22 protein-coding genes, 2 pseudogenes and 1 riboswitch are annotated in these 23,935 nt (G+C 39.6%); of the genes and pseudogenes, 10 read left to right on the forward strand and 14 right to left on the reverse strand.

All coding sequences use genetic code 11. The features are described 5' to 3' along the window. The first annotated feature begins 110 nt into the window (after positions 1-110). Positions 111-687 (forward strand): annotated as a pseudogene (locus tag LZZ98_RS07440) (DUF4256 domain-containing protein). A gap of 53 nt (positions 688-740) precedes the next feature. On the opposite strand, the gene LZZ98_RS07445 reads toward LZZ98_RS07440, so the two are convergent. The 7 genes from LZZ98_RS07445 to LZZ98_RS07475 form a co-directional block, all read right to left on the reverse strand. Continuing rightward, entirely contained in the window at positions 741-1,232 is a 492-nt protein-coding gene (locus LZZ98_RS07445) for a transglycosylase SLT domain-containing protein (protein ID WP_442862695.1), read from the reverse strand. A gap of 311 nt (positions 1,233-1,543) precedes the next feature. Next, positions 1,544-2,086 carry a type 1 glutamine amidotransferase domain-containing protein gene (locus tag LZZ98_RS07450; RefSeq protein ID WP_237787295.1) on the reverse strand — a complete coding sequence of 181 codons (543 nt, stop codon included), beginning with the start codon at positions 2,084-2,086 and terminating at the stop codon, positions 1,544-1,546. 391 nt (positions 2,087-2,477) lie between these two features. Next, a complete protein-coding gene (locus LZZ98_RS07455; protein WP_237787296.1) occupies positions 2,478-2,963 on the reverse strand; it encodes a GNAT family N-acetyltransferase in 486 nt (161 codons plus the stop codon). A 93-nt stretch (positions 2,964-3,056) separates the two neighbouring features. Then, positions 3,057-4,256: an acyl-CoA dehydrogenase family protein gene (locus tag LZZ98_RS07460; protein WP_237787297.1), complete on the reverse strand. Its 1,200-nt coding sequence runs from the start codon at positions 4,254-4,256 to the stop codon at positions 3,057-3,059. A gap of 25 nt (positions 4,257-4,281) precedes the next feature. Next, positions 4,282-5,568 (reverse strand): acyl-CoA dehydrogenase family protein, encoded by a 1,287-nt coding sequence (locus tag LZZ98_RS07465; protein WP_237787423.1) that lies wholly within the window; start codon positions 5,566-5,568, stop codon positions 4,282-4,284. A gap of 233 nt (positions 5,569-5,801) precedes the next feature. Beyond that, on the reverse strand, positions 5,802-7,175 hold the full coding sequence (locus LZZ98_RS07470) for an ABC1 kinase family protein (RefSeq protein ID WP_237787298.1): 1,374 nt from the start codon (positions 7,173-7,175) through the stop codon (positions 5,802-5,804). A gap of 262 nt (positions 7,176-7,437) precedes the next feature. Next, on the reverse strand, positions 7,438-7,743 hold the full coding sequence (locus tag LZZ98_RS07475; protein ID WP_237787299.1) for a hypothetical protein: 306 nt from the start codon (positions 7,741-7,743) through the stop codon (positions 7,438-7,440). Between the two features lie 202 nt (positions 7,744-7,945). Between LZZ98_RS07475 and LZZ98_RS07480 the strand changes: the two genes are divergently transcribed. The 5 genes from LZZ98_RS07480 to LZZ98_RS07500 all read left to right on the forward strand — a co-directional run bounded on the left by LZZ98_RS07480 (position 7,946) and on the right by LZZ98_RS07500 (position 12,956). Then, positions 7,946-8,311 (forward strand): lysozyme inhibitor LprI family protein, encoded by a 366-nt coding sequence (locus LZZ98_RS07480; protein WP_237787300.1) that lies wholly within the window; start codon positions 7,946-7,948, stop codon positions 8,309-8,311. A 103-nt stretch (positions 8,312-8,414) separates the two neighbouring features. Next, positions 8,415-9,425, forward strand: coding sequence for a 50S ribosomal protein L3 N(5)-glutamine methyltransferase (gene prmB / locus LZZ98_RS07485; RefSeq protein WP_237787301.1), 1,011 nt, complete (start codon positions 8,415-8,417; stop codon positions 9,423-9,425). A gap of 12 nt (positions 9,426-9,437) precedes the next feature. Then, the gene (gene aroC / locus LZZ98_RS07490; RefSeq protein WP_237787302.1) at positions 9,438-10,532 is read left to right on the forward strand and encodes a chorismate synthase; all 1,095 of its coding nucleotides are present in this window, start codon (positions 9,438-9,440) and stop codon (positions 10,530-10,532) included. 195 nt (positions 10,533-10,727) lie between these two features. Beyond that, on the forward strand, positions 10,728-11,297 hold the full coding sequence (locus tag LZZ98_RS07495) for a GNAT family N-acetyltransferase (RefSeq protein ID WP_442862696.1): 570 nt from the start codon (positions 10,728-10,730) through the stop codon (positions 11,295-11,297). Between the two features lie 176 nt (positions 11,298-11,473). Then, positions 11,474-11,563, forward strand: a riboswitch (glycine riboswitch). Positions 11,564-11,711: 148 nt separating this feature from the next. Then, entirely contained in the window at positions 11,712-12,956 is a 1,245-nt protein-coding gene (locus LZZ98_RS07500) for a D-amino acid dehydrogenase (protein ID WP_237787303.1), read from the forward strand. Positions 12,957-13,034: 78 nt separating this feature from the next. Here LZZ98_RS07500 and LZZ98_RS07505 read toward each other — a convergent pair whose 3' ends face one another. Together LZZ98_RS07505 and LZZ98_RS07510 are read right to left on the reverse strand one after the other, a co-directional pair. Continuing rightward, positions 13,035-13,583 (reverse strand): hypothetical protein, encoded by a 549-nt coding sequence (locus LZZ98_RS07505; protein ID WP_237787304.1) that lies wholly within the window; start codon positions 13,581-13,583, stop codon positions 13,035-13,037. Next, positions 13,576-14,226 carry an A1S_1983 family putative colistin resistance protein gene (locus LZZ98_RS07510; protein WP_237787305.1) on the reverse strand — a complete coding sequence of 217 codons (651 nt, stop codon included), beginning with the start codon at positions 14,224-14,226 and terminating at the stop codon, positions 13,576-13,578. The genes LZZ98_RS07505 and LZZ98_RS07510 overlap by 8 nt, the downstream gene beginning before the upstream one ends. A gap of 99 nt (positions 14,227-14,325) precedes the next feature. On the opposite strand from LZZ98_RS07510, the gene ispF reads away from it, so the two are divergent. Next, the gene (gene ispF, locus LZZ98_RS07515) at positions 14,326-14,817 is read left to right on the forward strand and encodes a 2-C-methyl-D-erythritol 2,4-cyclodiphosphate synthase (RefSeq protein WP_237787306.1); all 492 of its coding nucleotides are present in this window, start codon (positions 14,326-14,328) and stop codon (positions 14,815-14,817) included. On the opposite strand, the gene LZZ98_RS07520 is transcribed toward ispF, so the two are convergent. From LZZ98_RS07520 to LZZ98_RS07530, 3 genes are all read right to left on the reverse strand, one after another. After that, a complete protein-coding gene (locus tag LZZ98_RS07520) occupies positions 14,805-15,329 on the reverse strand; it encodes a protein tyrosine phosphatase family protein (protein WP_237787307.1) in 525 nt (174 codons plus the stop codon). The two genes, ispF and LZZ98_RS07520, sit on opposite strands and share 13 nt — an antisense overlap. Positions 15,330-15,391: 62 nt before the next feature. Next, on the reverse strand, positions 15,392-16,483 hold the full coding sequence (locus LZZ98_RS07525; RefSeq protein ID WP_237787308.1) for a 3-deoxy-7-phosphoheptulonate synthase: 1,092 nt from the start codon (positions 16,481-16,483) through the stop codon (positions 15,392-15,394). A 126-nt stretch (positions 16,484-16,609) separates the two neighbouring features. After that, positions 16,610-17,500, reverse strand: coding sequence for a sulfite exporter TauE/SafE family protein (locus LZZ98_RS07530; protein ID WP_237787309.1), 891 nt, complete (start codon positions 17,498-17,500; stop codon positions 16,610-16,612). A gap of 852 nt (positions 17,501-18,352) precedes the next feature. Here LZZ98_RS07530 and lpxB point away from each other — a divergent pair. Continuing rightward, the gene (gene lpxB, locus LZZ98_RS07535; protein ID WP_237787310.1) at positions 18,353-19,543 is read left to right on the forward strand and encodes a lipid-A-disaccharide synthase; all 1,191 of its coding nucleotides are present in this window, start codon (positions 18,353-18,355) and stop codon (positions 19,541-19,543) included. 1 nt (position 19,544) lies between these two features. On the opposite strand, the gene LZZ98_RS07540 is transcribed toward lpxB, so the two are convergent. Next, positions 19,545-20,471, reverse strand: coding sequence for an AraC family transcriptional regulator (locus LZZ98_RS07540; protein ID WP_237787311.1), 927 nt, complete (start codon positions 20,469-20,471; stop codon positions 19,545-19,547). A gap of 194 nt (positions 20,472-20,665) precedes the next feature. Between LZZ98_RS07540 and LZZ98_RS07545 the strand changes: the two genes are divergently transcribed. Beyond that, complete coding sequence (locus LZZ98_RS07545; protein ID WP_237787312.1) at positions 20,666-21,874, forward strand: alkane 1-monooxygenase; 1,209 nt, start codon at positions 20,666-20,668, stop codon at positions 21,872-21,874. Positions 21,875-21,977: 103 nt separating this feature from the next. On the opposite strand, the pseudogene LZZ98_RS07550 reads toward LZZ98_RS07545, so the two are convergent. Further along, positions 21,978-22,850: pseudogene (locus LZZ98_RS07550) on the reverse strand (IS30 family transposase); the annotation flags it as partial. 662 nt (positions 22,851-23,512) lie between these two features. On the opposite strand from LZZ98_RS07550, the gene LZZ98_RS07555 reads away from it, so the two are divergent. Further along, positions 23,513-23,755, forward strand: a complete 243-nt coding sequence (locus LZZ98_RS07555; RefSeq protein ID WP_237787313.1) for a hypothetical protein — start codon at positions 23,513-23,515, stop codon at positions 23,753-23,755. The last annotated feature ends 180 nt before the right edge of the window (positions 23,756-23,935 follow it).

The following is a 23,935-nucleotide window of genomic DNA, read 5'->3' on the forward strand; positions in this document are numbered from 1 at the left end:
AAAAAAGCAAAAAATACCTTATAGGTACAATTTCTTATTATTTTGAAACTTGTTATTGATGAAAGAAATAATGCACAATATTTTAAAATAAAAAATAGAAGAGGTTTAAAATGAAAGAAGATAAGCCAAAAGACAAATTATTAAATGAACAACAATCTGCAAATTTTTTAAATATTTTAAAAGAAAGATTTGAACAAAATATGGAGAGGCATAAAGCTATGCAATGGTTGAAAATTCAAAATCAAACTGAAAGCAAGCCCTGATAAAGTATGGTCACTTCATGAAATGGAGCGAACAAGTGGTGAACCCGATGTGGTAATGCATGATCATATCTCTGATCATTATATTTTTATGGATTGTAGTGTAGAGAGTCCAGCTGGTCGAAGAAGTTGTTGTTATGATCGAGAAGCATTAGATTCTAGAAAAGTCAATAAGCCTGAGAACTCTGTGCTAGACATGATTTCACACATGGGTGTCGAATTGTTAACAGAGCATGATTATTATGAGCTTCACGCAATAGATTCAATTGATATGAAAACTTCAAGCTGGTTATTCACCGCAGAAAATATCCGTAAAAAGGTCGGGGCTTTATTTGGTGATAAGCGTTATGGTCGAGTTTTCATCTATCATAATGGAGCTGAATCATATTATGCTGCTCGTGGTTTTCGGGCTTTATTAAAAGTCTGACAAATAAAAAATCTCCTATGATCTGTCATTAGAGAGGAGATTTTAAGTTAAATTTATAAGGCACCTTTTAGTGTTTCATGATGTTGCTTAACTTGCTCTGCATACTTTTTGCCTTGTTTTTTCATCTTGTGGCTGGAGTTATAACCCGCAGGACCTACATTGTAGTAAGCTAAAGCCTTTGGCCAACTTCCAGCTTTGCTGTTGTATGTGGCTAAAATATAAGTCCCGCAATTGATATTATTATTTTCTTCAATCAGATTACCTGGACAAGTCTGTTGCCAATAACGTGGAATGACTTGTGTCAATCCGATCGCCCCAGCGGGCGAAATCACAGAGTTTCTATAGCTGGATTCTTGTCGAATTATAGCAGCCAATAAGATTGGATCCACATTGTATTTGTCAGCACTTTGAATAATCATCGGTGAAACACGGTTTGCAGTATCAGGTGCCACTGAATAGGCTTTTTGAATACTTGTTGATAATTTTGCAGATCGTTTAGCAACTGAGTGGCTAGATGAACATCCAGCAAAAGCTAAAGTAGTCATAATGATAGCTACAGATTTAAATGCATATAAATGATTGTTTGAATTTTTAGATGATAAATATGAGAAATGCTGTGTAAAAAACAAAGTTCAAAACCCAAAGTAAAATTTTATAGCGGCTATGCTAGTGGGCTGAAAAAGGGGAGTCAATAGTTGTTATTTTGCTGAATTAGAGAAATTTTATGGTTATTTTCAGAATCTCGATTTATATTAAAATAATTCAATTGCTTAAACTCTGAAATTTATTGTCCCATTATTTTAATGGGACTTTTCATTTAAACATATTTATTAAAAGACATTTATTAAAAGATATTTTAATGATCTAGTTCCTGCAAAATTGCTTGGTTGAATGTAGGAATATCGTCTGGACATCGTGAGGTGATCAAAGGCCAATTATTGGTATTGCAACGATGTACTTCTTCATCTAACCAGTTGGCACCCGCATTTTCCAGATCTAACTTGATGCTTTTATAAGAGGTTAAATTTTTATCTTTAATCCGCTGTGCATTGACTAACACCCAAGCTCCATGGCAAATAGCTGCAACCGGCTTGTGATTGTCAGTGAAGTATTGAATGATTTTATGTGCGTCTTCATTTAATCGAAGAATATCAGCATTTACGGTTCCTCCAGGAATTACCAAAATATCATAATCTTCAGCTGATACTTTAGCCAAGCTGGTTTGAGGAATATAAGAAGCCGCAGGTTCATTACCATGCTTAACTGTTTGTACTTCCTTTTGTTCTTCTGCTGCATGAATGACTTCAATGCCTTTGGATTGTAGAAATTCAAGAGGTTTGATCAGTTCATCTTGTTCAACACCGATATTGGAAGTAATAAATAGTGCTTTTTTAGTCATGTTAATGATCCTAAATCACATATTAAACTTTGACATTAACAAAGTGCCTAAATGAAGCTGTACAATTTTTAGCTTATTCTTGTTAAGGTTTGAAAGATGCCGACAAAAATAAGCCCCATATCTGGATGAGGCTTATTTTATTTAGTGACTGTGAATGACTTCTGTCTTAGTTTTATGCTTCCTGCTTACATCGTTTATTCTTTTTATTATGGAAACTTCCTGTTTCCTGATGCTTTTAGCATAAATTGATAACTGGGTATGCTGTAGAGGTTAATGAATACTTTCAGTGTAAGTAAAAGTAGACACCAAGGCATTTATATTAAGTTATAGCAACTCTGATGAGTTAAATGAATAGGGTCTCTGACAGAAAAAATGCATAAAATATGATTAATTACAGTCGCTTTTCCATCCAGATTTCACAGGCGTGGCTATGTCCGGTGTTACCCTTAGGTTGATCTAAATATTGAAAACCTAATTTTTCATAGAGTTTTACCGCTTGCCAGAGTTCCTTGGTCGTTTCCAGGTAACAAGACTTAAAACCTTGCAGGAGGGTAAACTGAAAGGCTTTTTCTAAAAGTCGTTTGGCAAAGCCTAAGCCGCGGACTTCAGGTAAAAAATACATTTTTTGAATTTCTAAAATTGTTGGATCACCTTTTAACGTTGATAAACCACCACCACCCACAATTTTACCTTGTTGATTTTCTATTACCCAATACTTTGCATTTGGTTGATCATAAACTGTATATAAATGATCCAAAATTGGATCAGCCACAGCAAAACCTGATTCAGGAGCAAGTCCAAATTCTTTGGAAACTTCGCGGATGATCGCTGCAATTTCAGCATTGTCTTGAGCTTGAATAGGCCTAATTTGGTACATAAAGTTAAAATGAATTAATTAAAAAAGAGATGGATTCTTATAACAAAAAATCCATCTCTTGTAAGGTGTTTATGTATTAAAAATGCTTCAAACCTATTTTAATTCACTTGAATTCTTACCTAATTCACGTCGTGCGATAATCAGTTGTTGAATTTGTTGAGTCCCTTCAAAAATATCAAGAATTTTTGAGTCGCGTGCCCATTTTTCCAACAATTCATCTTCGTTATAACCTACGCTGGCTGCAAGCTCTACGCATTTCAAAGTAATTTCATTACAGATGCGACCGGCTTTGGCTTTAGAAATAGAAGCTTCACGTGAGTTCGGCTTTTTATTATCTGCCATCCAGGCAGCCTTCATGGTAAGTAAACGTGCCGCTTCCCATTCTGCCTCCATACGGTAAATCTGCGCTGCAATATGCGAGGTCTGCAAATAGGGTGTCTGGTAATTTTCATCTAACTGATCTTTGAAAATTTCCTTAATTCTTTCCAGTGATGCTTTAGCACATCCTACTGCCATGGCTGCCACCAAAGGACGGGTATTGTCAAAAGTTTCCATGACTCCAGCAAAACCTTTGGCCACATCAATTTCAGCATGTCCCAACAGATTTTCGGCAGGAACACGGCAGTCGATAAAGCTAATGACAGCAGTATCGGATGCTTTGATCCCCAGTTTGTGTTCCAGACGCTCCACTTTCATTCCTGGTGTTCCTTTAGGAACAACAAACGACTTTATCGCTGCACGGCCGAGTTTTTTATCTAATGTTGCCCAGACCACTACAGCATCGGCACGCTCACCAGAGGTTACGAAAATCTTTTCCCCATTGAGGATGTAATCATTGCCATCTTTAATCGCAGTGGTTCGAATGGCTGCCGAATCGGAGCCGCAACCGGGTTCAGTAATGGCCATGGCTGCCCATGTGCCTTTAAAGCGTTCTAGCTGTTCATCATTGGCGACAGCAGCAATGGCAGAATTCCCCAAGCCTTGGCGCGGCATACTGAGCAATAAGCCGGTATCTCCATAGCACATCTCGATCACGCCGAGTACGGTGGACATGTTGACGCCATTTTTATTGCCTGTCTCTGTGTTGCCACGTTTGCCAACCGCAGCACCTGCATTAATCCCTTCACCGCCATCATTCATCCCATCAATGAGTGAAGCGAACATGTCGAGTTCCTTAGGATAGCTGTGTTCAGCTTTGTCATACTTACGTGAAATCGGGCGAAGTACATTTAAAGCTGATTCATGAGCCTGATCTATCAACATCTTAAATTTTTTAGGATTTTGTAAATTCATTTTTTATCATTCCTGATTTGACAGATTAAGCATGTAAGCCTGAATGTAAAATTGCTGTGGCACGTAAATCGCGATACCAGAGCTCAACAGGATGTTCCTTGGTAAATCCATGACCACCTAGAATCTGTACGCCATCGGTACCAATTTTCATGGATTTTTCTGCACAGAGCAGACGTGCTAAATAGGCTTCGCGATGGAAGGGTTTGCCGGCCTCTGCAAGACTGGCCGCATTTAAAACCAGCATGCGCATGGCATCAATCTCAATCGCCATATCTGCAATCATGAAGGCAATGCTTTGACGATGGGAAATAGGTTCACCAAATGCAGTACGTTCATTGGCATATTGAATGCAGTAAGCTTTGACTGCCTCACAAGTGCCGACCGCCATAGCACACCACATCAAGTTACCTAAGTCTAAAAATGCCAGATAATCAAAGTCATCATCGCCCAACAGTTCAGCAGGGGTATTGTTGAATTTTAAAGTAACCGTTTCGGTTGCTTTTAAACCCATGGCCGTACTTTTTTGAGCAGTAATACTGCTATCACGTTTAACAATAAACACTTCTGCTGAGCCATTGAGTTCAGCATTAACCAGAAATAAATCGGCAGTTTCACCCAAAATCACCAGAGTTTTTTCGCCATTAATACAGTATTTTCCATTGACTGAACTGGCTTTGGTTTTTAATTGCAGGGGATTAAAGGCGGGCGTGGCTTCTTGGATGGCAAAGGTAGCTTGTATCTCTGAATCATCTGCGAAGCTTGGCAAATAGGTAGACTGAACTTGTTCAGAACCCCATTGGGTAATGGCATTAATGACACTGAAGGTTGAAAGAAGTCCTGCTGTTAAACTGAAATCACCTTTGGCCAAATGTTCAGCGATCAAAATATTGCTTAAGATATTCTTTTCAGCGGCTACACCACCGAATGCTTCAGGAAGTGCGTAATAGTTAAGACCTAAGTCAGCAGAATGTTGCCAAAGCGTTGCAGGAAATTGTTCGTTATTGTCTGCTTCAGTTGCAAGTGGATAAAGCACTTCTGATGCAAATTGATCCATGGCATCACAGCTCATTTGCTGTTCTTCGGTCAGGCTCAAATCAAATAGCGATTTCTGCTGATTAGGTAAACGTTGCTTACTGACACCGGAATTGGCTTTAAAGACTTTTTGGGTTTTACTTAAGGTTTTAAAACCCATTTTTGAACTTTGATAGAGAGATTTTTCCAGAAATTTACGCAGTTTGAATTGGTCAAGTACATTGCTACCCGCAATTCTAGTAATGAGTGATAGCCCAAGTCCTTGAGCCTTGTTTACCATATTGGTCATTTTTTTCGTCCATCGATTTTCGATTCTGTATATTTTTATGCTGACACGCGAATATGAAAATAACTATGTCATCGCTGACAATTAAAATTGACTTGGATAAATGGTAGAAATTAATTTTAAATTTAATTAAATACTTGAATATTATTTATTTTTTAAAATTGAAAGCGCAGATTAAAAAGTGAGAATTGACTAGAATGACATAAACGCATTCTAGTCAGCATATATTATAAAAACTTTGCCACCATTTTTCGCACATTGGTTTTTGCATCAATCACGGTCATGAAAGTATAAGCACCAATGAATTTACGACTAATAAACATAAATTCTTTCGGTGGAACACTGAAATAACGTGATGCCATCGATTTGGAAGCACGTTGCATGACACGGCTATGAAGTTGGCTTTTTTTCCAGTCATAGCGCTGATTGTCATCCATTACGCCTTCAGGCAAGTCTGGATTATTCATTATGCTACTAAAGGCTTCGGTGGCCAATAAAAACACTTTAGCCATATCTGGCTTAATGCTTTGCGGAATGGAATCAAAAAATTCATAGCCGGTCATGGCATGAACCATTTCATCGATATTATGATCATAACCGGCTTTAATCAGGTTACGGGCGACTTTCAGCAAATGTTCATCAAACTGGCGGATTGCCCCGAAATCCAGTAATACAATCTTATCTTGAGTTTCTGCGCCATCTCCCAAACGGACCAGATAATTGCCAAAGTTTGGATCGGTTTGCATTTCGCCCCATTCAAAAATTTCACGAACCGCGATCTCGAGCGAGGCTTCACCTAACTGATTGCGGCGTTCTTGAGGAAGAGACAGCATCACCGGACTATTGATCGGTACGCCACGCTCAAAAGTCATGCACAGCACTTGATCGGTACAATATTCATCCACAATTTGTGGGACGATATAACGAGAATCATCTTTTAAACGTTCGGCAAAACGGCGAGTGGTCGCGGCTTCAATCTTATAATTGACTTCACGATGCATCATTTCACGAACTTCATCAAACCACTGATCAAATTCACGGGTTTGCGGCACCATACGGGTCAGTTTGAGCATGTTTCTAAACAGGCTCATATCTGAATCAATCGCATCAGCGACGCCGGGATACTGGATTTTTAATACAATTTCCAAACCATCTGAGTTGCATGTGGCACGGTGTACCTGGGCTAAAGAGGCTGTGCCCAAAGGTTCACGATCTATGGTCAAATCATGCAGCTTAGAGCCGAGTTGCTGTTCCAGTTGTTTTTTGATGGCCGGCCATGCAAGTGCAACAGTCTGATTGTTTAAAGTATTTAAAGCTTGGGTAATTTCTTCAGGTAAAAAATGTTCGCCATAGAGTGCCATCATTTGCCCAATTTTCACAATCGAGCCTTTCAATTTACCAATTTCAGAAACTAGATAGTCAGCTTGTTCCTTCATGGCTTTTTTACGTTTTTTTTCTTTTTCTGCTTCGCTTGAAAATATGGTGGTTGCACTTGATGCAGCCCAACGCGTTCCTGCGAGTAATGATGCTTTAGCGATAGATAAGCGTCGATCCATAGATGAGGTTTTGAGTTGTTTAAGCTTATCGTTCTGATTTGACATTAAACAAAATCCTTTAATCAGCAAGTCGCGGAATAATTAATTGTAGCGGATATTACCGTGTATTCGCGTATTAAAAAAGTTCAACGTGCTGAATGGAGAGTAAATATGTTTAATATTTAAGTTATTGCTCTGAAAAAGTGCCATTGTGCGCGACAAAATTAGCTATTCAGATGAATTTGGGATCACTCTTGGAGATAAGAGGATATTCACGCTGAATAGATGTTTATCTGGCAGGTATATACTGCTGCCAGGTTGGCAGTACTTACATGCGAAATTGAATTTTAATATCGCCTTTTTGCTTTAACAGATTTTTATGGTTTTGAATATGTTTAAAAATCATGGCTTGAACAGCATCATGCTGAAAACCAAGTGCATAACCTTTAACAATAATGATGCTTGGTAAACTAAAAAACAGATATTTGGCATCATCTTCTGATGGGCTGCTATGAATTGCCTGTTCAAGTAGCGTTTGTTGAAAGAATTTTTTTTCCTTCTGTACCTGTGCAGAATTGGTATCATTCCAGTAGCTTTCACGCATCGCCATTAAATTATTGTGTTTGTAGCTCATAACAATAAAAATATTTTGTAGAAAAAGAATTGAAAATATATGGGGATATTTTAGCCAGATTCAATATGCAATATGAATGATTTTTTTGAGTGGGGGAATAAATGATCGGGTTATAGGAATTTGCACATGATTGATGTAGTATCACGGCATAAACACAATAATAGTATTTGATATTAAGTCTTTTATAGGGCAGGGGAATATTATGCGATTGACAATATCAGTGATGCTGAGTCTGGCTGCTTTCTGGTCAAATTCAGTTTTAGCTCAAGGCTATTCTGACGAATATAATAAATGTCTCAACACTTCTTATGGTGAAATTGGAACAGTCAAAAAGTGTGTCGACAAAGAACTGAAAAATCAGGAAAAACTTTTAAATAAAGCTTATAAGGGCTATATAAATAAGAATGGGGTTAATCAAAGTAGTATTGAGCAACAGCATAAACTTTGGCTTAACCGTGTAGATCAAAAATGCTATTTAAAAGTAACTTCTGCCTATATGGCCGTTAAACAATCCAAGTGTGTACTCGAAATGACAATGGAGCGTACTTACTTTTACCAGACCAAATAAATTCGCCATAGATATTTGTTTTTAATCTGGTCGAAACATTATAAAACCCCGCAAAACAAGGTATCATAAGGCGTTTTAAAAATTGACCTTGGAGATGCCTTAAGTGGATCAACTGACTATTAGCCCTGAACATTTACAGGAAGCCGCTGAAAACCTAAGCACAATTCGCGATTTTATCCGTTTTGGTGTTTCAGCTCTACGTCAATACGATGCACACTTAGGTCAAGGTACAGAAGATTTTTTTGCTGAAAGCTCGGCCTTAGTTCTTCAAACATTGGCATTGGACTGGAATGCCAATCCTGAAATTTTAGATGCGAAATTACTGCCAAGCGAAAAAGCAGAATTTATCAGCTTGCTGGAACGTCGTATCAATGAAAAAGTGCCTACTTCTTATTTATTAAATTTGGCTTATTTCTGTGGTAAACCTTATTACGTTGATGAACGTGTACTGATTCCACGTTCTCCAATTGCTGAATTGATTAATCAGCGCTTTGCACCTTACTGCCTAGATGAACATGGCCAGATGCGTGAAGCGTTAAACAATCTTCCTGAAAATGATCAGCCACAAACTCCGCGTCGTATTTTAGATATGTGTACCGGTTCGGGTTGTATTGCGATTGCTTTGGCTTATGCATTCCCGGAATCTGAAGTGGATGCCACCGATATTTCTAAAGAAGCTTTGGAAGTGGCTTCTATTAATGCTGAACATCACAACATGCAATATCAGGTTGCGTTGATGGAATCAGATTTATTCGCAAAAATTCCTGCTGAAAATCAATATGATTTAATCGTGTCCAATCCTCCTTATGTCGATGCGGAAGATATGGCGGATTTACCTGCGGAATTCTTGCATGAACCTGAGCTTGCACTTGCTGCCGGCCAAGATGGTTTGGATCTGGTGCGTAAAATGTTGGCGCAAGCTGCGGATTACTTGACTGAAGATGGTTTGATTGTGATTGAAGTGGGTAATTCTGAATGGGCGATGAAACAGAACTTTAATACTGTGGATTTCCATTGGTTAAGCTTCCAGAACGGTGGTTCAGGCATTTTTGCTTTGACAGCAGAGCAGTGCCGTAAATATCGTGATTTATTTGAAAAATCTGTTCAAGCATAAGGAGTTGTGAACATGGCGGGTAATAGTATTGGACAACTGTTCCGTGTAACGACTTGCGGTGAATCTCATGGTGTTGGTCTCATGGCGATTGTCGATGGTGTACCGCCAGGGATCGAACTGACTGAAGCAGATTTACAAAAAGATTTAGACCGTCGTAAACCGGGTACCTCCAAGTTTGCAACACAGCGCAAAGAACCGGATGAAGTCGAAATTATTTCCGGTGTATTTGAAGGTAAAACCACCGGTACATCGATTGGTTTACTGATTCGCAATACCGACCAGAAATCAAAAGACTATGGCAATATTGCACAAACTTTCCGTCCGGGGCATGCGGATTATACCTATACCCAAAAGTATGGTTTCCGTGACTATCGTGGCGGTGGCCGCTCAAGTGCACGTGAAACGGCAATGCGTGTAGCTGCGGGTGCAATTGCGAAAAAATATCTGGCTGAAAAGTTTGGTATCGTGATTCGCGGTCATGTGACGCAAATTGGTACTGAAAAAGCAGAAAAGTTGGACTGGAATGAAGTTCCAAACAACCCATTTTTCTGTGGTGATATCGATGCCGTGCCACGTTTTGAAGCTTTAGTAACTTCACTTCGTGAACAAGGTACAAGCTGTGGTGCGAAGCTGGAAATTCTTGCTGAGAACGTGCCTGTGGGTTGGGGCGAGCCGGTATTTGACCGTTTAGATGCGGATATTGCACATGCCATGATGTCTATTAATGCGGTGAAAGGCGTTGAAATTGGTGATGGTTTTGCGGTTGCTGAACAGTTTGGTCATGAATCACGTGATGAATTGACTACAGATGGATTCCTGGCCAATCATGCCGGTGGTATCTTGGGCGGAATCTCAAGTGGTCAAACCATTCGTGTTGCGATTGCACTGAAACCAACTGCAAGTATTACCACGCCAGGTAAAACCATTAATATCGAACGTGAAGATACCGATGTATTGACCAAAGGTCGCCATGACCCTTGCGTGGGCGTACGTGCAACCCCGATTGCTGAGGCGATGTTTGCCATTGTACTCATGGATCACTTCATGCGTCATCGTGCACAAAATGCCGATGTGGTTGCGCCGTTTACTCCGATTGAGCCTAAGTGAAGAGCAAAGCACTGCTTTGCTCGAACGCAGTGGGTGAATAGCGTCAGCTATGAACCATAAATAGAAACAAAGCACTGCTTTGCCCAAATGCAGTAAATGATGAGCTTTTGTGATTCACTAAAAAAACCAGACACCAAGTCTGGTTTTTTTATTGCCTGATTTTTTATCTATTATCTATTATTTGTGGTAATTTCTATGAAACAGAAATTTTTAGAAAAAATGAAAGCATTAAAATATAGACTGGCAAATGCCAATGATGTTGAAACTCTTGTTGCATTGATCAATCAGGCCTATCGTACAGATAGCGGTAATAGCTGGACGAGTGAACAGAATATTGTTGCTGGAGATCGGATTAATGCCCAGCAACTGCAGAAAACCTTAGCACAAGAGAATTTTTATCTATTTATAGCAGAAGCTACTGAAGATTTTCAAACACATTTGGTGGCATGTATAGGCTTAACATTCCAAGCAGATCACGTAGAAATTGGAACGTTTTGTGTAGATTCACATTGGCAGAATAAGGGCATAGGAAAACAGGTTTTAAATTATGCCGAGAAAATGGCAGTAGAACGCTGTCCTACATTAAGTCATTATGAAATGTGGGTGCTGGATAGCAGAACAGAGCTGATTCAATATTATGCACGTTGTGGCTATGCTAAAACGCAGCATACCGAACCTTATCCCCTTCATGCCAATGTAGGACAACCATTGATTGATTTGCAATTACAACAGATGTCAAAGCCGGTGCTGAGTGGTATAAGTTAAGCACTCAAAACAGTACATAACCTTAAAATAATAGCCTAAGCTATACCATTTAATTAAACTGGTTATAATTTTAAGTAATTAAAAAATATATTTATTTATATTGCTATAACTGTGCTTAACAAATAAATGAATTTAGTGCTCGCGCATGGTATAAAAATTGCTCATATTAATATAAGAAAATTATTGCAGGAGAGACGTTCTTCTGTGAACGCGCCGAAGGAGCAACGACCCCGGAAACTCTCAGGCAAAAGGACTGTAGTAATTTCAAAAATCTGGAGAGAAGCATATTCAGCCAATATGCTCACCGAAGGGGATGGTCAGCGTTAAAATTTTAGCGTCATGATCGAAGCTCTCAGGTAACCATGACAGATGGGGCGCATAGAAATGTAGATCTACATTTCCAAGGAGTGTGCTATGTGTCATATTGTTGTGATTGGATCAGGCATTACAGGTGTTACCACTGCCTACGAGCTCGCCAATTTAGGCTATAAAGTCACGGTTTTGGATAAGCATTTGTATCCTGCCATGGAAACTTCATTTGCCAATGGCGGTCAGCTTTCGGCCTGTAATGCGGAAGTCTGGAATCAAAAAGCCACCGTACTGAAAGGTATCAAGTGGATGTCCAATAAAAATGCACCATTATTACTCAACCCATCTTTTGATTTGCATAAATATGGCTGGTTGATGGAATTCGTGGGCAATATCAAACATTATGAAGCCAATACCCGCGATACCGTTAAAATGGCTTTGCTGGCACGTCAACGCTTATTTGATATTGCAGAACAGGAAAATATTCAGTTCGATCTGGAAAAACGCGGCATTCTGCATTTTTATCACACCAAATTGGATTATGAGATCGCCACCAAAGTGAATGAACTGTTGAATCAGGGTGGATTGGAAAGAATGGCGATTAGCCCTGAAGAAATTAAAGCCATAGAGCCAAGTTTAAAGGGGGATTACTATGGCGGTTTTTATTGTCCGGGAGATGCAACCGGCGATATTCATAAATTTACCAAAGGTTTGGCTGAAGCCTCTGAAAAGTATGGAGTAAAATACCTGTTTGGTATGGAAGTCACGGATGTAAAACACCATAAAAAAGGTGTCACTGTGCTTTACCATGCCAGCAATGAAAATATGCACCTAGATGCAGCTGTGGTGGAGTCGCTGGAAGCTGATGCCGTGGTGGTTTGTGGCGGTGTGGGAAGCTATCACTTGGCAAATTTACTGGGTGATCGGGTCAATGTCTATCCAGTGAAAGGCTATTCTATTACCCTGCATCTGAATGATGAAGATAGTGTCAAAAATGCGCCTTGGGTCAGCTTGCTGGATGAAAGTGCTAAAATCGTTTCCTCACGTTTAGGCGCGGATCGTTTGCGTGTTGCCGGAACGGCCGAATTTAATGGTTATAATCGTGATATTCGTGCTGACCGTATTCAGCCATTGACCGACTGGGTGAACAAGAACTTTGATATTACCACTGAAGATGTGGTTCCTTGGGCAGGTTTACGCCCGATGATGCCCAACATGATGCCGATGGTCAGTCGGGGTCGCCGTGAACGGGTTTTTTATAATACCGGTCATGGTCATTTAGGCTGGACTTTATCTGCAGCGACAGCGGTGATGATTAGTCAGCAAATCGCTTTACAGTATCCTGTTTGAGAATACAAAAGCATGGAGTTATTTGGCTTCATGCTTTTTATGATTCTATCTATTTTGGTTAATTAAATTCTGTGAGATCTAAAAATGATAATTATAAGAACCTTTAAGCCAAATATTATTAAAATTTTCCCAGTTAAGTTTACCGTTTGGCGTATAGCCATTTAAAGAACCAATTTTGATTTTATCAAATAGGAGATCATAGTGAAGCTCTGTTAATTTATCGTGTTCATGTTTTTGTTTATCGGATGAAACTGGATATTTACCATTCCAAATAATGGATTCAGTAAAAAATTTTAAAAATTTAGATTCTTCATCAGTAATATCTATTTGTGCATCTTTTGCAAGAATGATTAAGTTGTGAGTGGATTTAAATTTTATATCTTTTCTCACACAGATAGCTTTGTAAAGAACTTCTAATGAAAGTCCACATAACATGGGAAAAACAGGATAACAAGCGATCCCCATAGAAAAGCCACTGCCTAATTTTAAATGTTCAGCAATATTATTATCTGAATCCCTCATGGCAAACCATAGCGCGCCAGCAGAGGCTCTTAAATCATTTGATTTGTTATACCAATATTGATGAGTCTTTTTTCTAAATTCAAAAGAACCGATATCTTCAATCATAAAGCCGGTATATACCTGCAAACCGTTCACAGCCTTTTTGTTTGGTTGTAACCGATAAAATTGCCTTATTAAAATCGAAATGGTATTTGCAATCGTGTTCGTTATCCACAATCTCACTTTTCTGGTCAGCCGTGGTGTAAGCCAAAAAAGGAATGGTTTGCGTTTCTAATTTATTGTTTGGATTACGGTAGGCCACGCCCTCAATTTTAATTTTATCTTTAGTGAGCTGATGCACCTGTAAATGTACAGGCTGACTGGCAAATTGACCATTTTCAAATTTTAAATAGTGATTGGTCAAAGTCTGGTTCAATGAAGTATAAAAATTCAGATCTTCAATGCGTATTTCAAATTGCTGCTTATAGCAGTCCAGGCTTTTACATTGCTGTAAGCGTTTAAACCATAAACGGTGTGTATCTTCGAGTAAATGTACCGGCGCATCGCTGACTAAAAAAGCCGTGATATAGTGATTAGAGAGTTTTTCTCGTGATTTTGCAAAATTGTCAGCGCAAATATTTTTCATTGAGGCTGTATCGGGCTGTGTACAGTCAATGTCTTGAGCATATACCATGGTTGAGCACAAACAGCCAATACTGAATAATGTGCCTAATGTTTTAATGAGATTAATATCGGTATTCACCAGCATGATCGCTTATAATTTCACTATGTTGCGCTGCTGTAACTATAGCGAAATAGAAAGCGTGAATACAACATCTCAATCATTTATTTCTTAAGGATGCTTAACGTGGTCGCACAAATTCGAATTGGTCAGGGAATGGATGTACACGCCTTTGAAGAAGGTGATTTTGTTACTTTGGCGGGTGTTAAGATTCCTCATACGCATGGCTTAAAAGCACATTCGGATGGCGATGTGATATTGCATGCACTTTGTGATGCAATATTGGGGGCTTTGGCTCTGGGCGATATCGGACAGCATTTTCCCGATACCGATGCAAAATTTAAAGGTGCAGACAGCCGGGTATTGCTGAAACATGTTTACCAGCTGATTTTAGACCGGGGTTATGTGTTAAATAATGCCGATATTACAGTCGCATGTGAACGTCCAAAATTGGCGAAACATAATTTAGAAATGCGTCAAAGTATTGCAGATGTTCTGGATGTACATGTCACACAAATTAGCGTTAAAGCCACAACTACAGAAAAATTAGGCTTTACCGGACGTCAGGAAGGAATTCTATCGATGGCAACGGTGCTGATTTCACATCAGGCAAAATGATCGGGATGGATCAACGACTGTTGTAATTCTTTGGTAGCTTTACGGCCTTGAAGTTGTAGGGCTACTGCATGAATGAGACCTGTCCATGTTTCATTTGGTTCCCAAATACTGTGCATCAGCTCTTGCGCAGTGGGCATGTCCATATCCATATAATATTGACGATATAAATACATCAAACTGCTGACATGGTAATTGGTGGCGCAATGCACCCACACCATCTGTTCCTGTACCAAATGATCTAGCATATCTAATGCCAGTAAGCATTGATCATCTGAAGGGGTTTCTGGAGAAAGGGGCAGCTGAATATAATTTAAGCCCAAATCCAGACAAATTTTATCTTCATGATCTAAATGCTGCGCTGCATCGGATAATCCCAGATTCACAATGCTAGTCACGCCGTATTCTTTAATCAGCTTTAACTGTTCCGCTGTAGGCTGAGCAGAAGTGAATAGGTGTTCGTGAATAAACTGGAAATTTTCGATATGACTGAGTGCATTTTCAATTTCATTCATAAGATAAAATTTTTCCTAAGGTTAAAGTAGAAACGCCATCTGTTTAGATGGCGTTTTAGCTCTTAGCGATTCGGCAAAATGTCTTTTAATGCTTCGTGCATGTCGAGTAGGGCTTTTTCTGTAGTTTCCCAATCGATACAGCCATCAGTCACTGATTTGCCGTATTCAAGATCATCCAGATTTTCAGGAATGTCTTGGCGACCACCTTTAAGATGACTTTCTACCATAATACCGACAATAGACTTATTGCCATCCTGAATCTGTTCAGTGATATTTTTCAAGACCAGCGGTTGCAAGTACGGGTCTTTGTTGGAATTGGCATGGCTGGCATCAATCATGATTTTGTTGCTGACTTTGGCTTTGGCTAAAGCATTTTCAGCTTCTGCAACAGAACCTGCATCGTAGTTCGGTTTGCCGTTACCGCCACGAAGCACTACGTGTGCGTATGGGTTACCACTGGTACGAATCACAGAAACCTGACCCTGGTCATTCAGACCAAGGAAGCTGTGACCATGTTTAACCGATTGCATGGCATTGGTTGCAACGGTTAGGCCGCCATCAGTACCATTTTTGAAACCTACAGGTGAAGATAAACCTGAAGACATTTCACGATGCGTCTGGCTTTCGGTGGTACGTGCGCCAATTGCTGACCATGAAATCAGATCTTGATAATATTGTGGCGAGTTTGGATCGAGCGCTTCAGTGGCACATGGCAATCCTTTTTCATTCAATTCAACCAAAAGCTGACGGCCAATACGAAGACCTTTTTCAATGTTGAAAGAGTCATTCATGTCTGGGTCATTGATTAAACCTTTCCAGCCTACAGTGGTACGCGGTTTTTCAAAATAAACACGCATCACGATATATAGGCTATCTTTAACTTTTTCGCTTAAAACTTTGAGACGATCAGCATACTCATGAGCAGCCACAGTGTCATGAATTGAACAAGGACCAATCACTACAAATAGACGGTTATCTTTACCATCCAGAATATTGCGAATCGTTTCACGACCTTTCAGGACGGTTTGATAAGCCTGTTCAGTCAAAGGCAACTCTTTTTTTAATTCAGCTGGAGTTACAAGAGGCTGAATGCTTTGTACATTCACGTCATCGATGTCAGATTGTGTAATAGGTTTTGACTGTAGTGTATTCATTGCCGTCACTGGTTTGATCATACAAGAGTATTTTTAGTAGCCTGAATATAACACGATTTCAGCAGTGAGTTGCTATACAAAACACCAATAAATCCGTGAAAAAAACCGATTAATCGCATAGATAGTTTAACCATTGGTTGATTTTTCAGCAGTTAAAATCATAGCAGTTGCAGGTTTTTCAACAGGTTTTGCTTTTACCGGATGAAGCATGAAATTCATGCCTAATGCGAATAGGGTAATACCGAGAATCTTACGGATAATTTTTTCTGGCAAGCGAGAACTGATTAAAGTTCCAACTACAATGGCAGGAATTGAACCGACCAGTAACCAACCGAGTAAATGTAAATCTACATTACCGGAACTCATGTGTCCAAGACCTGCGACTAAAGTCAAAAGTACCGCATGGACCACATCTGAACCAATAATTCGGATCATGGGTAAATTAGGAAACATTAAAACCAATGCCATGATTCCAAATGCACCAGCACCCACTGAAGATAAGGTTACGAATACACCCAATATAATGCCCATAATCACAATATAAGCACGTTTGTTTTTCGCTTGAAAATTAACCTTTTCTAAATCCTGGGTCATATCCAGAGGTTCATCTTTACGGAACTTGGTAAAGAAGCGTTCAATGTGCCCGCGGAACATGATGGAAACACCGGTCAGGGTCAGCATAAAACCGAGCACCATGGTCAAAACAGATTTATAGCTGCTAGATTGACTGAGGTAATTTTCTAAAACCCAGTGCGTGGCAAATGAAGCCGGAATACTGCCTACAGCAAGCCAGATCACAATCGGCCAGACAATATTCATTTTTTTGGCGTGAACCATAGAACCGCAAAATTTTGAAATGGCGGCATAAAGCAAGTCTGTTCCAATTGCGATGTGCGGTTCGATCTTAAAGAGACTGATCAGGATCGGGGTCATTAATGAACCGCCGCCAACACCTGTGATCCCGACGCAGAAACCAACCAGAACACCCGCTAAAATATATTCAATTGAACCAAACATGGTTATATATGCCAAATATCAAAAAACCTGCATATGTTATGACTTTTCAATATAAGACGTTGTCTTGATTATTGATTTGCTTATTCTAAAAAAAGATAAAGATGAAAAGTGTTTTATAAGTTTTGTGGTTTTAGCCTGAAATTTTGGAGGAATAAGAGGGTTAAACCTAAAAAATTGCATAAAATAAAGAATCTAAGTAAATAAATGGGCAAAGATATTACGCTTTGCCATTGCTACAAATACTGCTGCCATGGGTTAGATAATTGCATCGTATTGGAAGTTTTAGCATCCAGAATGATAAGGGTTTGCACAAAAACCTGTTTTTTACTCTAGCCATAATTCCATGTTGAACGGGTGAAGAGTTGAAGATTGGCGTGCACCACATTGAATTGTGTTTTATTAGGATTTTGCTGGCAAATAGTCTGAAGTGCTACGTGCATAAATGCACAATTGGCAAGCCATATTTTCTGTTGTTGTTTGAAAATAATCTGTGATAATCGCCCGTGCTGTACATAAGCAGTGGGATGATTCAGATGAACCATTTTGAGATGGACCGTTTTGGGAGGAGAAGAAAGCCACACGCTTGGAAAGACAATAAATAATACAATATGGATGAGTATGGATATAATAATTGCCCAGGCAGAATGGTTACGCCACTATTGCCAAGTAGCTTGTAGTGGCTGAATGACTTCTGTGTGAAGTTATTGCTGAATTAAACCCAACATAGATATTTTATAAAACAACGCTTGTTTTGAATTATTTTAAAAGCTTAGTGGCTGATCAATTAAATTGAAAGGCCTATGTTAAAATAGACCCAACTGCAAAATATACGGCATAAAGAGGATAAAAGTCTTGCAAAATCGGAAGCTTAAAATCGGTATCGTTGTCGGGGAAGTGTCTGGAGATACACTGGGCGCTAAACTCATCCGCCGTTTTCGAGAGCAAGGCATTGATGCTGAATTTGAAGGCATCGGTGGTCCGCAGATGATTGCTGAAGGTTTCAAAAGCTATTATCCGATGGATATTTTATCGGTCATGGGCATTGTGGAAGTGCTTAAAGATCTTAAAAAACTCTTTGCCGTGCGTGATGGACTGCTTGAAACCTGGAGCAAAGATCCAGTCGACGTCTTTGTCGGTATAGATGCACCAGACTTTAATTTACGTTTATCTAAAAGTTTAAAGCAGAAAAATCTGCCGATTAAAACCGTGCAATATGTCAGTCCTTCGGTGTGGGCTTGGCGTCAGGGACGGGTGCATGGCATTAAAGCCAGTATCGATCTAGTGTTGTGTTTATTTCCGTTTGAAAAAACCTTTTATAAAAAGTTTGATGTGCCCGCAGCTTTTGTCGGGCATCCATTGGCCAGTCAATTGCCTTTGCAAAATCCATTGATTGAAGCCAAGCAAGAGCTGGGCTTAAATGTAGAACAAAAACATATTGCACTGTTACCGGGAAGCCGCCGTGGTGAAGTTGAACGTCTCGGCCCTTTGGTGCTGGATGCAGCGCAAATCATCAGTCAAAAGCATCCTGAATATGTGTTTTTAATTCCTGCGATTAATGATGCACGCAAGCAGCAGATTGAGACATTGCTGCAACAATATCCGGCAGATTTTGTGGCTAAAGTGTGTTTGCTGGAAAATACCGATACGGAATCCAAAATTGGCCGTCAAGTGATGAATGCTTCCAATATTGTGGCATTGGCTTCAGGAACTGCCACACTGGAAGCGATGCTGTTACATCGTCCTATGGTTACTTTCTATAAATTGAACTGGCTGACTTATCATCTGGTTAAATTGCTGATCAAGATTCCGTATTATTCCTTGCCGAATATTATTGCTGGAAAAAAAGTCATTCGGGAACTGATTCAGCATGATGCTACCCCAGAAAATCTGGCGGCTGAAATTGAAAAACTGATGAACAGGGAGACTGCACAGATTCAGGCCATGCAGCACATCACCATGCACAAGCAGCTGCTGGCAGGCAATAGTGAAGATCCGGTTCAGGCGATTCTGAATACCTTGAATGCAGTCGCTGATCAGGCATAATTTACTGGAATTGCTGCCGATATTGGCTCGGAGTTAGATTAAACAGTCGTTTAAAGGTTTGACTAAAGGCTGTTTCGGAAGAATATCCGACACGATGGGCAATTTGCTGGATAGATAGTTGCCCTTCACGCAAATGCTGCGATGCCAAACGGAAGCGGTATTGCTGTAAATAAGCCAGCGGTGTTTCACCAACAATCGTGCTAAATAAAGTTGCAAATTTGGAGCGCGACATACAGCATTGTTCGGCCAGACTTTCAACGGTCCAGGGCTGTTCAGGTTTGCCATGAATGGCTGCCAGCGCATTGGCCAGTTCGGTATGGGAAAGTGCTCGCAGCCAGTTATTTGAGTCCTGTAACCGGGCAATATAATCGCGTACACATTCAATAAAAAGAATACTCACCAGATGGTCGAGAATTTTGTCACGACCCGGACGCAGCTGATAGGCTTCCACGGCCAAAAAATGTAGGCCTATTTGCAGCCATTCAGGCGCGGTACTGCCGGTAATATGCTGAATATGGATATAGTCGGGCAGGGCATTCAGTAAAGGCCGGGCCATAATAGTATCGATATGACAACGGATGGCCAAAATCAGCGCAGGTTCACCACTACTCTCACTGCCAAATTCAATGGTTTCTTGCCTTTTTTCATCAAAAAGCCCTGTAATATTAATTACTTCAATTAAATTTTTTTTATCATTACTGTGGCAGCTATGGGTTTGTCCCGAAGGGATCAAGATCAAATCTCCCGCTTCCAGTTGCAGCATTTTTTGCGATTCAAATTGTATGTTGAGCGTGCCCACCAGAACCACATAGCCAATCATGGCATCCTGTTCCTGATAAACATAGGCCCAGTGACCTTGCGGTTTTAAATAAATATATTCAGATTTATTTAGATGAATATCATCAAAAATTTTACTTAAGGCATCCATGTCTTATGTTTCTGTCTTCATCTTGATTAAAAATTATAAAAAGCCTGAATTTATTGCAGCATGTGTTTATAGGACAAATTTGGGCTATTTACGCCAAGAACGTTTGCATAGGTTTTTTGGACGTTTACAACTGTTCTTGATGCTGCATTTCTAGAAATATAAAGGGAGAACAGAAAATAAGGAAGATCGCGAGCATGAATGCACCAGTACAAATTGATCAAAAAACAACTTTAACCATGCAAACTGCTTCAGGTCTGGCACTCGATAAAAAACGTTATTGGTGGCTGCTGAGCCCGGGTTTACCAGTGATTGGCATGGGAATTTTGGCTGGTTACCAGTTTGGCCCTAAAGCTACGAAAAAAATATTTGCCTTGGGTGGCCCTTTATTGCTGCACGTGATTATTCCCAGTATTGATGCGTTGGTGGGCAATGACAGTAATAATCCCAATGATGACGAAATTAAATCGCTGGTGGCAGATCCTTATTATGACCGCATTGTAAAATTATTCATTCCTTTACAAATGGCTGCCAATCTTTTTGCCGGTTATGTAGTGAGCCGTAAAGAAACTTCTTTTGTCGATCAGATCCTGTTGGGAATTTCCATGGGGGCGATTAATGGTGTGGGCGTGAATACAGCACATGAGCTGTCACATAGACCGCATAAGAAAGATCATTATCTTGCCCATGCCACATTAAGCCCGCTGTTTTATAATCATTTTCGTGTTGAACATCCTTATGGACACCATAAGCGTGCGGCAACCCCTGAAGATCCGGCATCTTCAAAAATGGGGGAAAGTTTCTATGAATTCTGGCCAAGAACGGTGTTTGGCGGCATCAAGTCGGCCATTGAAATTGAAAAAAACCGTTTAAAACGCAAAGGATTATCTTTCTTTAGTGCGGAAAATGAGCTATTTCAAGGTTGGGCAATGAGTGCTGGTTTTCATGCCATCATGCTGAAATTATTTGGTAAAGAGGTTGTGCCTTATTTAGTCACGCAGGCTTTTTATGGGGTGAGCTTATTTGAAATTATTAACTATATTGAACATTACGGTTTAATGCGCGATAAAAAACCAGATGGGACTTATGTGCGTACCATGCCGGAGCATAGCTGGAACAATAACAATATTACCACCAACCTGTTTTTATACCAGTTGCAGCGTCATTCCGACCATCATGCCTATCCGACACGACCATTTCAGGCCTTACGCCATTTTGATGAAGCGCCTGAATTGCCTAGTGGTTACGCGACCATGCTCTTGCCAGCAATGATTCCATCGCTCTGGTTCAAAATGATGGATAAACGCGTATTCGACCATTATAAAGGCGATTTAAGCAAAGCTAATATTCATCCAAAACGCCGTGCCAGCATATTCAAGAAGTTTGGTTTGTCTCTACAAAGTTAAGATGGATTGAAAGAATAGGTGTGAAATACGAAACATCATTTTAAAAAGCCCAATTGTAAAGATTGGGCTTTTTAGTTAAGATTAAGCTAATGATTTATATGACTTAGATTAGCATTTGAAGTGCAACCCCATGTTCTTGGAATAATACCTGACTCGGGCTTTTAAATCCGAGTCTTTTTCTTGGGCGATGATTGAGCCGGTGAGTAATCTCAGTAATATAGTCGTCTGAATAGTCCCTTAAATCACTTCCTTTTCTAATATATTGCCTGATCAAACCATTGGTATTCTCATTCGTCCCTCTCTGCCATGCACTGTAAGGATCGGCAAAGTAGAATTCTATTCCTAACTCAGCAGCGATTTGTTCATGCAAGCTAAACTCTTTACCATTATCGGCAGTGATGGAGTGTAATTTCTCTTTGACTGGATCTAGCAAGTGAACCGTTGCTTCACCCACCTCCTGACTTTTACGAGTGCTACACTTCTTTAACCATAAGTAGCCGGTTTTTCTATCGACGATTGAAACCAGAGACTGATGATGATTCTTGCCGACAATCGTATCTATTTCTAAATCTCCAAAACGTGACCGCTGCTCAATGATCTGCGGTCTGTCATGAATACTTTTACGGTTATTGAGTTTCCCGCGCTTTTCTGGGTGTCCATACTTTCTTTTACGCTGGTTTCTAAAACGTAAATGCAAATACAGGTCACCTCCTTTTATTTTATCCTGTTGGATATAACGGTAGATCGAATGCATGCTGACAGCAACTTGAGAGGCGATCTGTTCAGGACTCCATTGCAAAGCAAGATAGCTTTCAACCTGTTTCCATACAGTGGAATTTATGGTTCTATGGTTCGAAATATGGCGTGTTTTAGCCAGTTTGTGAGCATGCTTGGCAAAGTAGCCATTTCGATTGCGTTTGATCTCCCTGGAAATCGTAGAGGGAGCACGGGTTAATCTGCGGGCAATATGACCTGTGGAAAAACCTTCACGTCATAAAGCATAAATCTGATATCTTTCTTCTTGAGTGAGATGAGAATAGTTCATTGTGCAACTTTGACTTTGGTCAGTCTGGAAGCAAAATGCTATCTCATCTTGCTTCCTCGCTAAATTAATTTCTGTTGCACTTCATCTGAGAATCTAAGTGATATAAATATATGGTTTTGGATAACGTGTATAAAGTTGATTTTAGAATGAATTCACAGTCATCAATTAAAGATACATGGAAATATAAGAGAAGTTAATGATCTTAGATCATAAGAGATAAGTGCAGACAGCCTTAATGAGGAAATAGGAAGGAACATTAGAAGGTATCTCAATTATTAAAGGAGGGGGAATATCAAGATGGTAAAAGACCTCACAAATCTAAGCCGTGATTTTATAAATAGTGATATGTTTAAACAAGCCATGGAAAAGCAGACCAATGATAGTTTTACGATTAATTATCAAAAAATACAGACATCAAATACATCCAATCATACTTGCTTTGTCGGTGGTACACTGGTTCTGAGCATAGGCTGGTTCAAATACAACAAATTCAAATAGGAGATCGGGTACTCAGTGCTGATCCAGTAACAGGACAGCAAAGCTTTCAAGCCGTAACCCAAGTCATAAAAACAGAACATCAGCCTGTAATCTTTATGAAATTTAAATATCAGATAAATCCAGAACTTTCTTTATTTGAAAGAATAAAATTAGATAAAGAGGTTCGGACAAAATTTGGTATTACAGATTTAGCACTTCCTCATGTAGACTTTGTCGTAACACCTGAACATCTTTTTGGGGTAGACGGAAAAGGTTGGGTTACTGCTAATCAAATAACAAACCAAGATGTAGTCGTAGATAAAGATGGAAATAAATATAGCCTAAATTTTGATGGATAAAATGCTAAACCTTATGCAGAGATTTATACAACTGCTGATCAAAATATAGGGATAATGCCGAATTATGGTTTGGAATCAAGTTGTGAGGGAATACCAGTTGATTTATTTACAGGTAATATTCTTTCATGGAATGAGACCATTAAGGATAATCCGAATTTAAGGAAGTTATATAGCAAAAAT

Source organism: Acinetobacter sp. SM34 (assembly GCF_022012365.1).
In the GTDB taxonomy this organism is placed as follows: domain Bacteria; phylum Pseudomonadota; class Gammaproteobacteria; order Pseudomonadales; family Moraxellaceae; genus Acinetobacter.

Bases quoted from the DNA above. Each gene is read 5' to 3' on its own strand.
- LZZ98_RS07445 (WP_442862695.1), bottom strand. From the start codon at position 1,232: ATGACTACTTTAGCTTTTGCTGGATGTTCATCTAGCCACTCAGTTGCT.
- LZZ98_RS07510 (WP_237787305.1), bottom strand. From the start codon at position 14,226: ATGCTGGTGAATACCGATATTAATCTCATTAAAACATTAGGCACATTA.
- LZZ98_RS07470 (WP_237787298.1), bottom strand. From the start codon at position 7,175: ATGTCAAATCAGAACGATAAGCTTAAACAACTCAAAACCTCATCTATG.
- LZZ98_RS07525 (WP_237787308.1), bottom strand. From the start codon at position 16,483: ATGAATACACTACAGTCAAAACCTATTACACAATCTGACATCGATGAC.
- LZZ98_RS07450 (WP_237787295.1), bottom strand. From the start codon at position 2,086: ATGACTAAAAAAGCACTATTTATTACTTCCAATATCGGTGTTGAACAA.
- LZZ98_RS07545 (WP_237787312.1), top strand. From the start codon at position 20,666: ATGAATGCACCAGTACAAATTGATCAAAAAACAACTTTAACCATGCAA.
- LZZ98_RS07455 (WP_237787296.1), bottom strand. From the start codon at position 2,963: ATGTACCAAATTAGGCCTATTCAAGCTCAAGACAATGCTGAAATTGCA.
- LZZ98_RS07480 (WP_237787300.1), top strand. From the start codon at position 7,946: ATGCGATTGACAATATCAGTGATGCTGAGTCTGGCTGCTTTCTGGTCA.
- LZZ98_RS07460 (WP_237787297.1), bottom strand. From the start codon at position 4,256: ATGAATTTACAAAATCCTAAAAAATTTAAGATGTTGATAGATCAGGCT.
- LZZ98_RS07475 (WP_237787299.1), bottom strand. From the start codon at position 7,743: ATGAGCTACAAACACAATAATTTAATGGCGATGCGTGAAAGCTACTGG.
- LZZ98_RS07555 (WP_237787313.1), top strand. From the start codon at position 23,513: ATGAAATTTAAATATCAGATAAATCCAGAACTTTCTTTATTTGAAAGA.
- LZZ98_RS07540 (WP_237787311.1), bottom strand. From the start codon at position 20,471: ATGGATGCCTTAAGTAAAATTTTTGATGATATTCATCTAAATAAATCT.
- LZZ98_RS07530 (WP_237787309.1), bottom strand. From the start codon at position 17,500: ATGTTTGGTTCAATTGAATATATTTTAGCGGGTGTTCTGGTTGGTTTC.
- LZZ98_RS07465 (WP_237787423.1), bottom strand. From the start codon at position 5,568: ATGGTAAACAAGGCTCAAGGACTTGGGCTATCACTCATTACTAGAATT.
- aroC (WP_237787302.1), top strand. From the start codon at position 9,438: ATGGCGGGTAATAGTATTGGACAACTGTTCCGTGTAACGACTTGCGGT.
- LZZ98_RS07500 (WP_237787303.1), top strand. From the start codon at position 11,712: ATGTGTCATATTGTTGTGATTGGATCAGGCATTACAGGTGTTACCACT.
- LZZ98_RS07520 (WP_237787307.1), bottom strand. From the start codon at position 15,329: ATGAATGAAATTGAAAATGCACTCAGTCATATCGAAAATTTCCAGTTT.
- LZZ98_RS07505 (WP_237787304.1), bottom strand. From the start codon at position 13,583: ATGATTGAAGATATCGGTTCTTTTGAATTTAGAAAAAAGACTCATCAA.
- LZZ98_RS07495 (WP_442862696.1), top strand. From the start codon at position 10,728: ATGAAACAGAAATTTTTAGAAAAAATGAAAGCATTAAAATATAGACTG.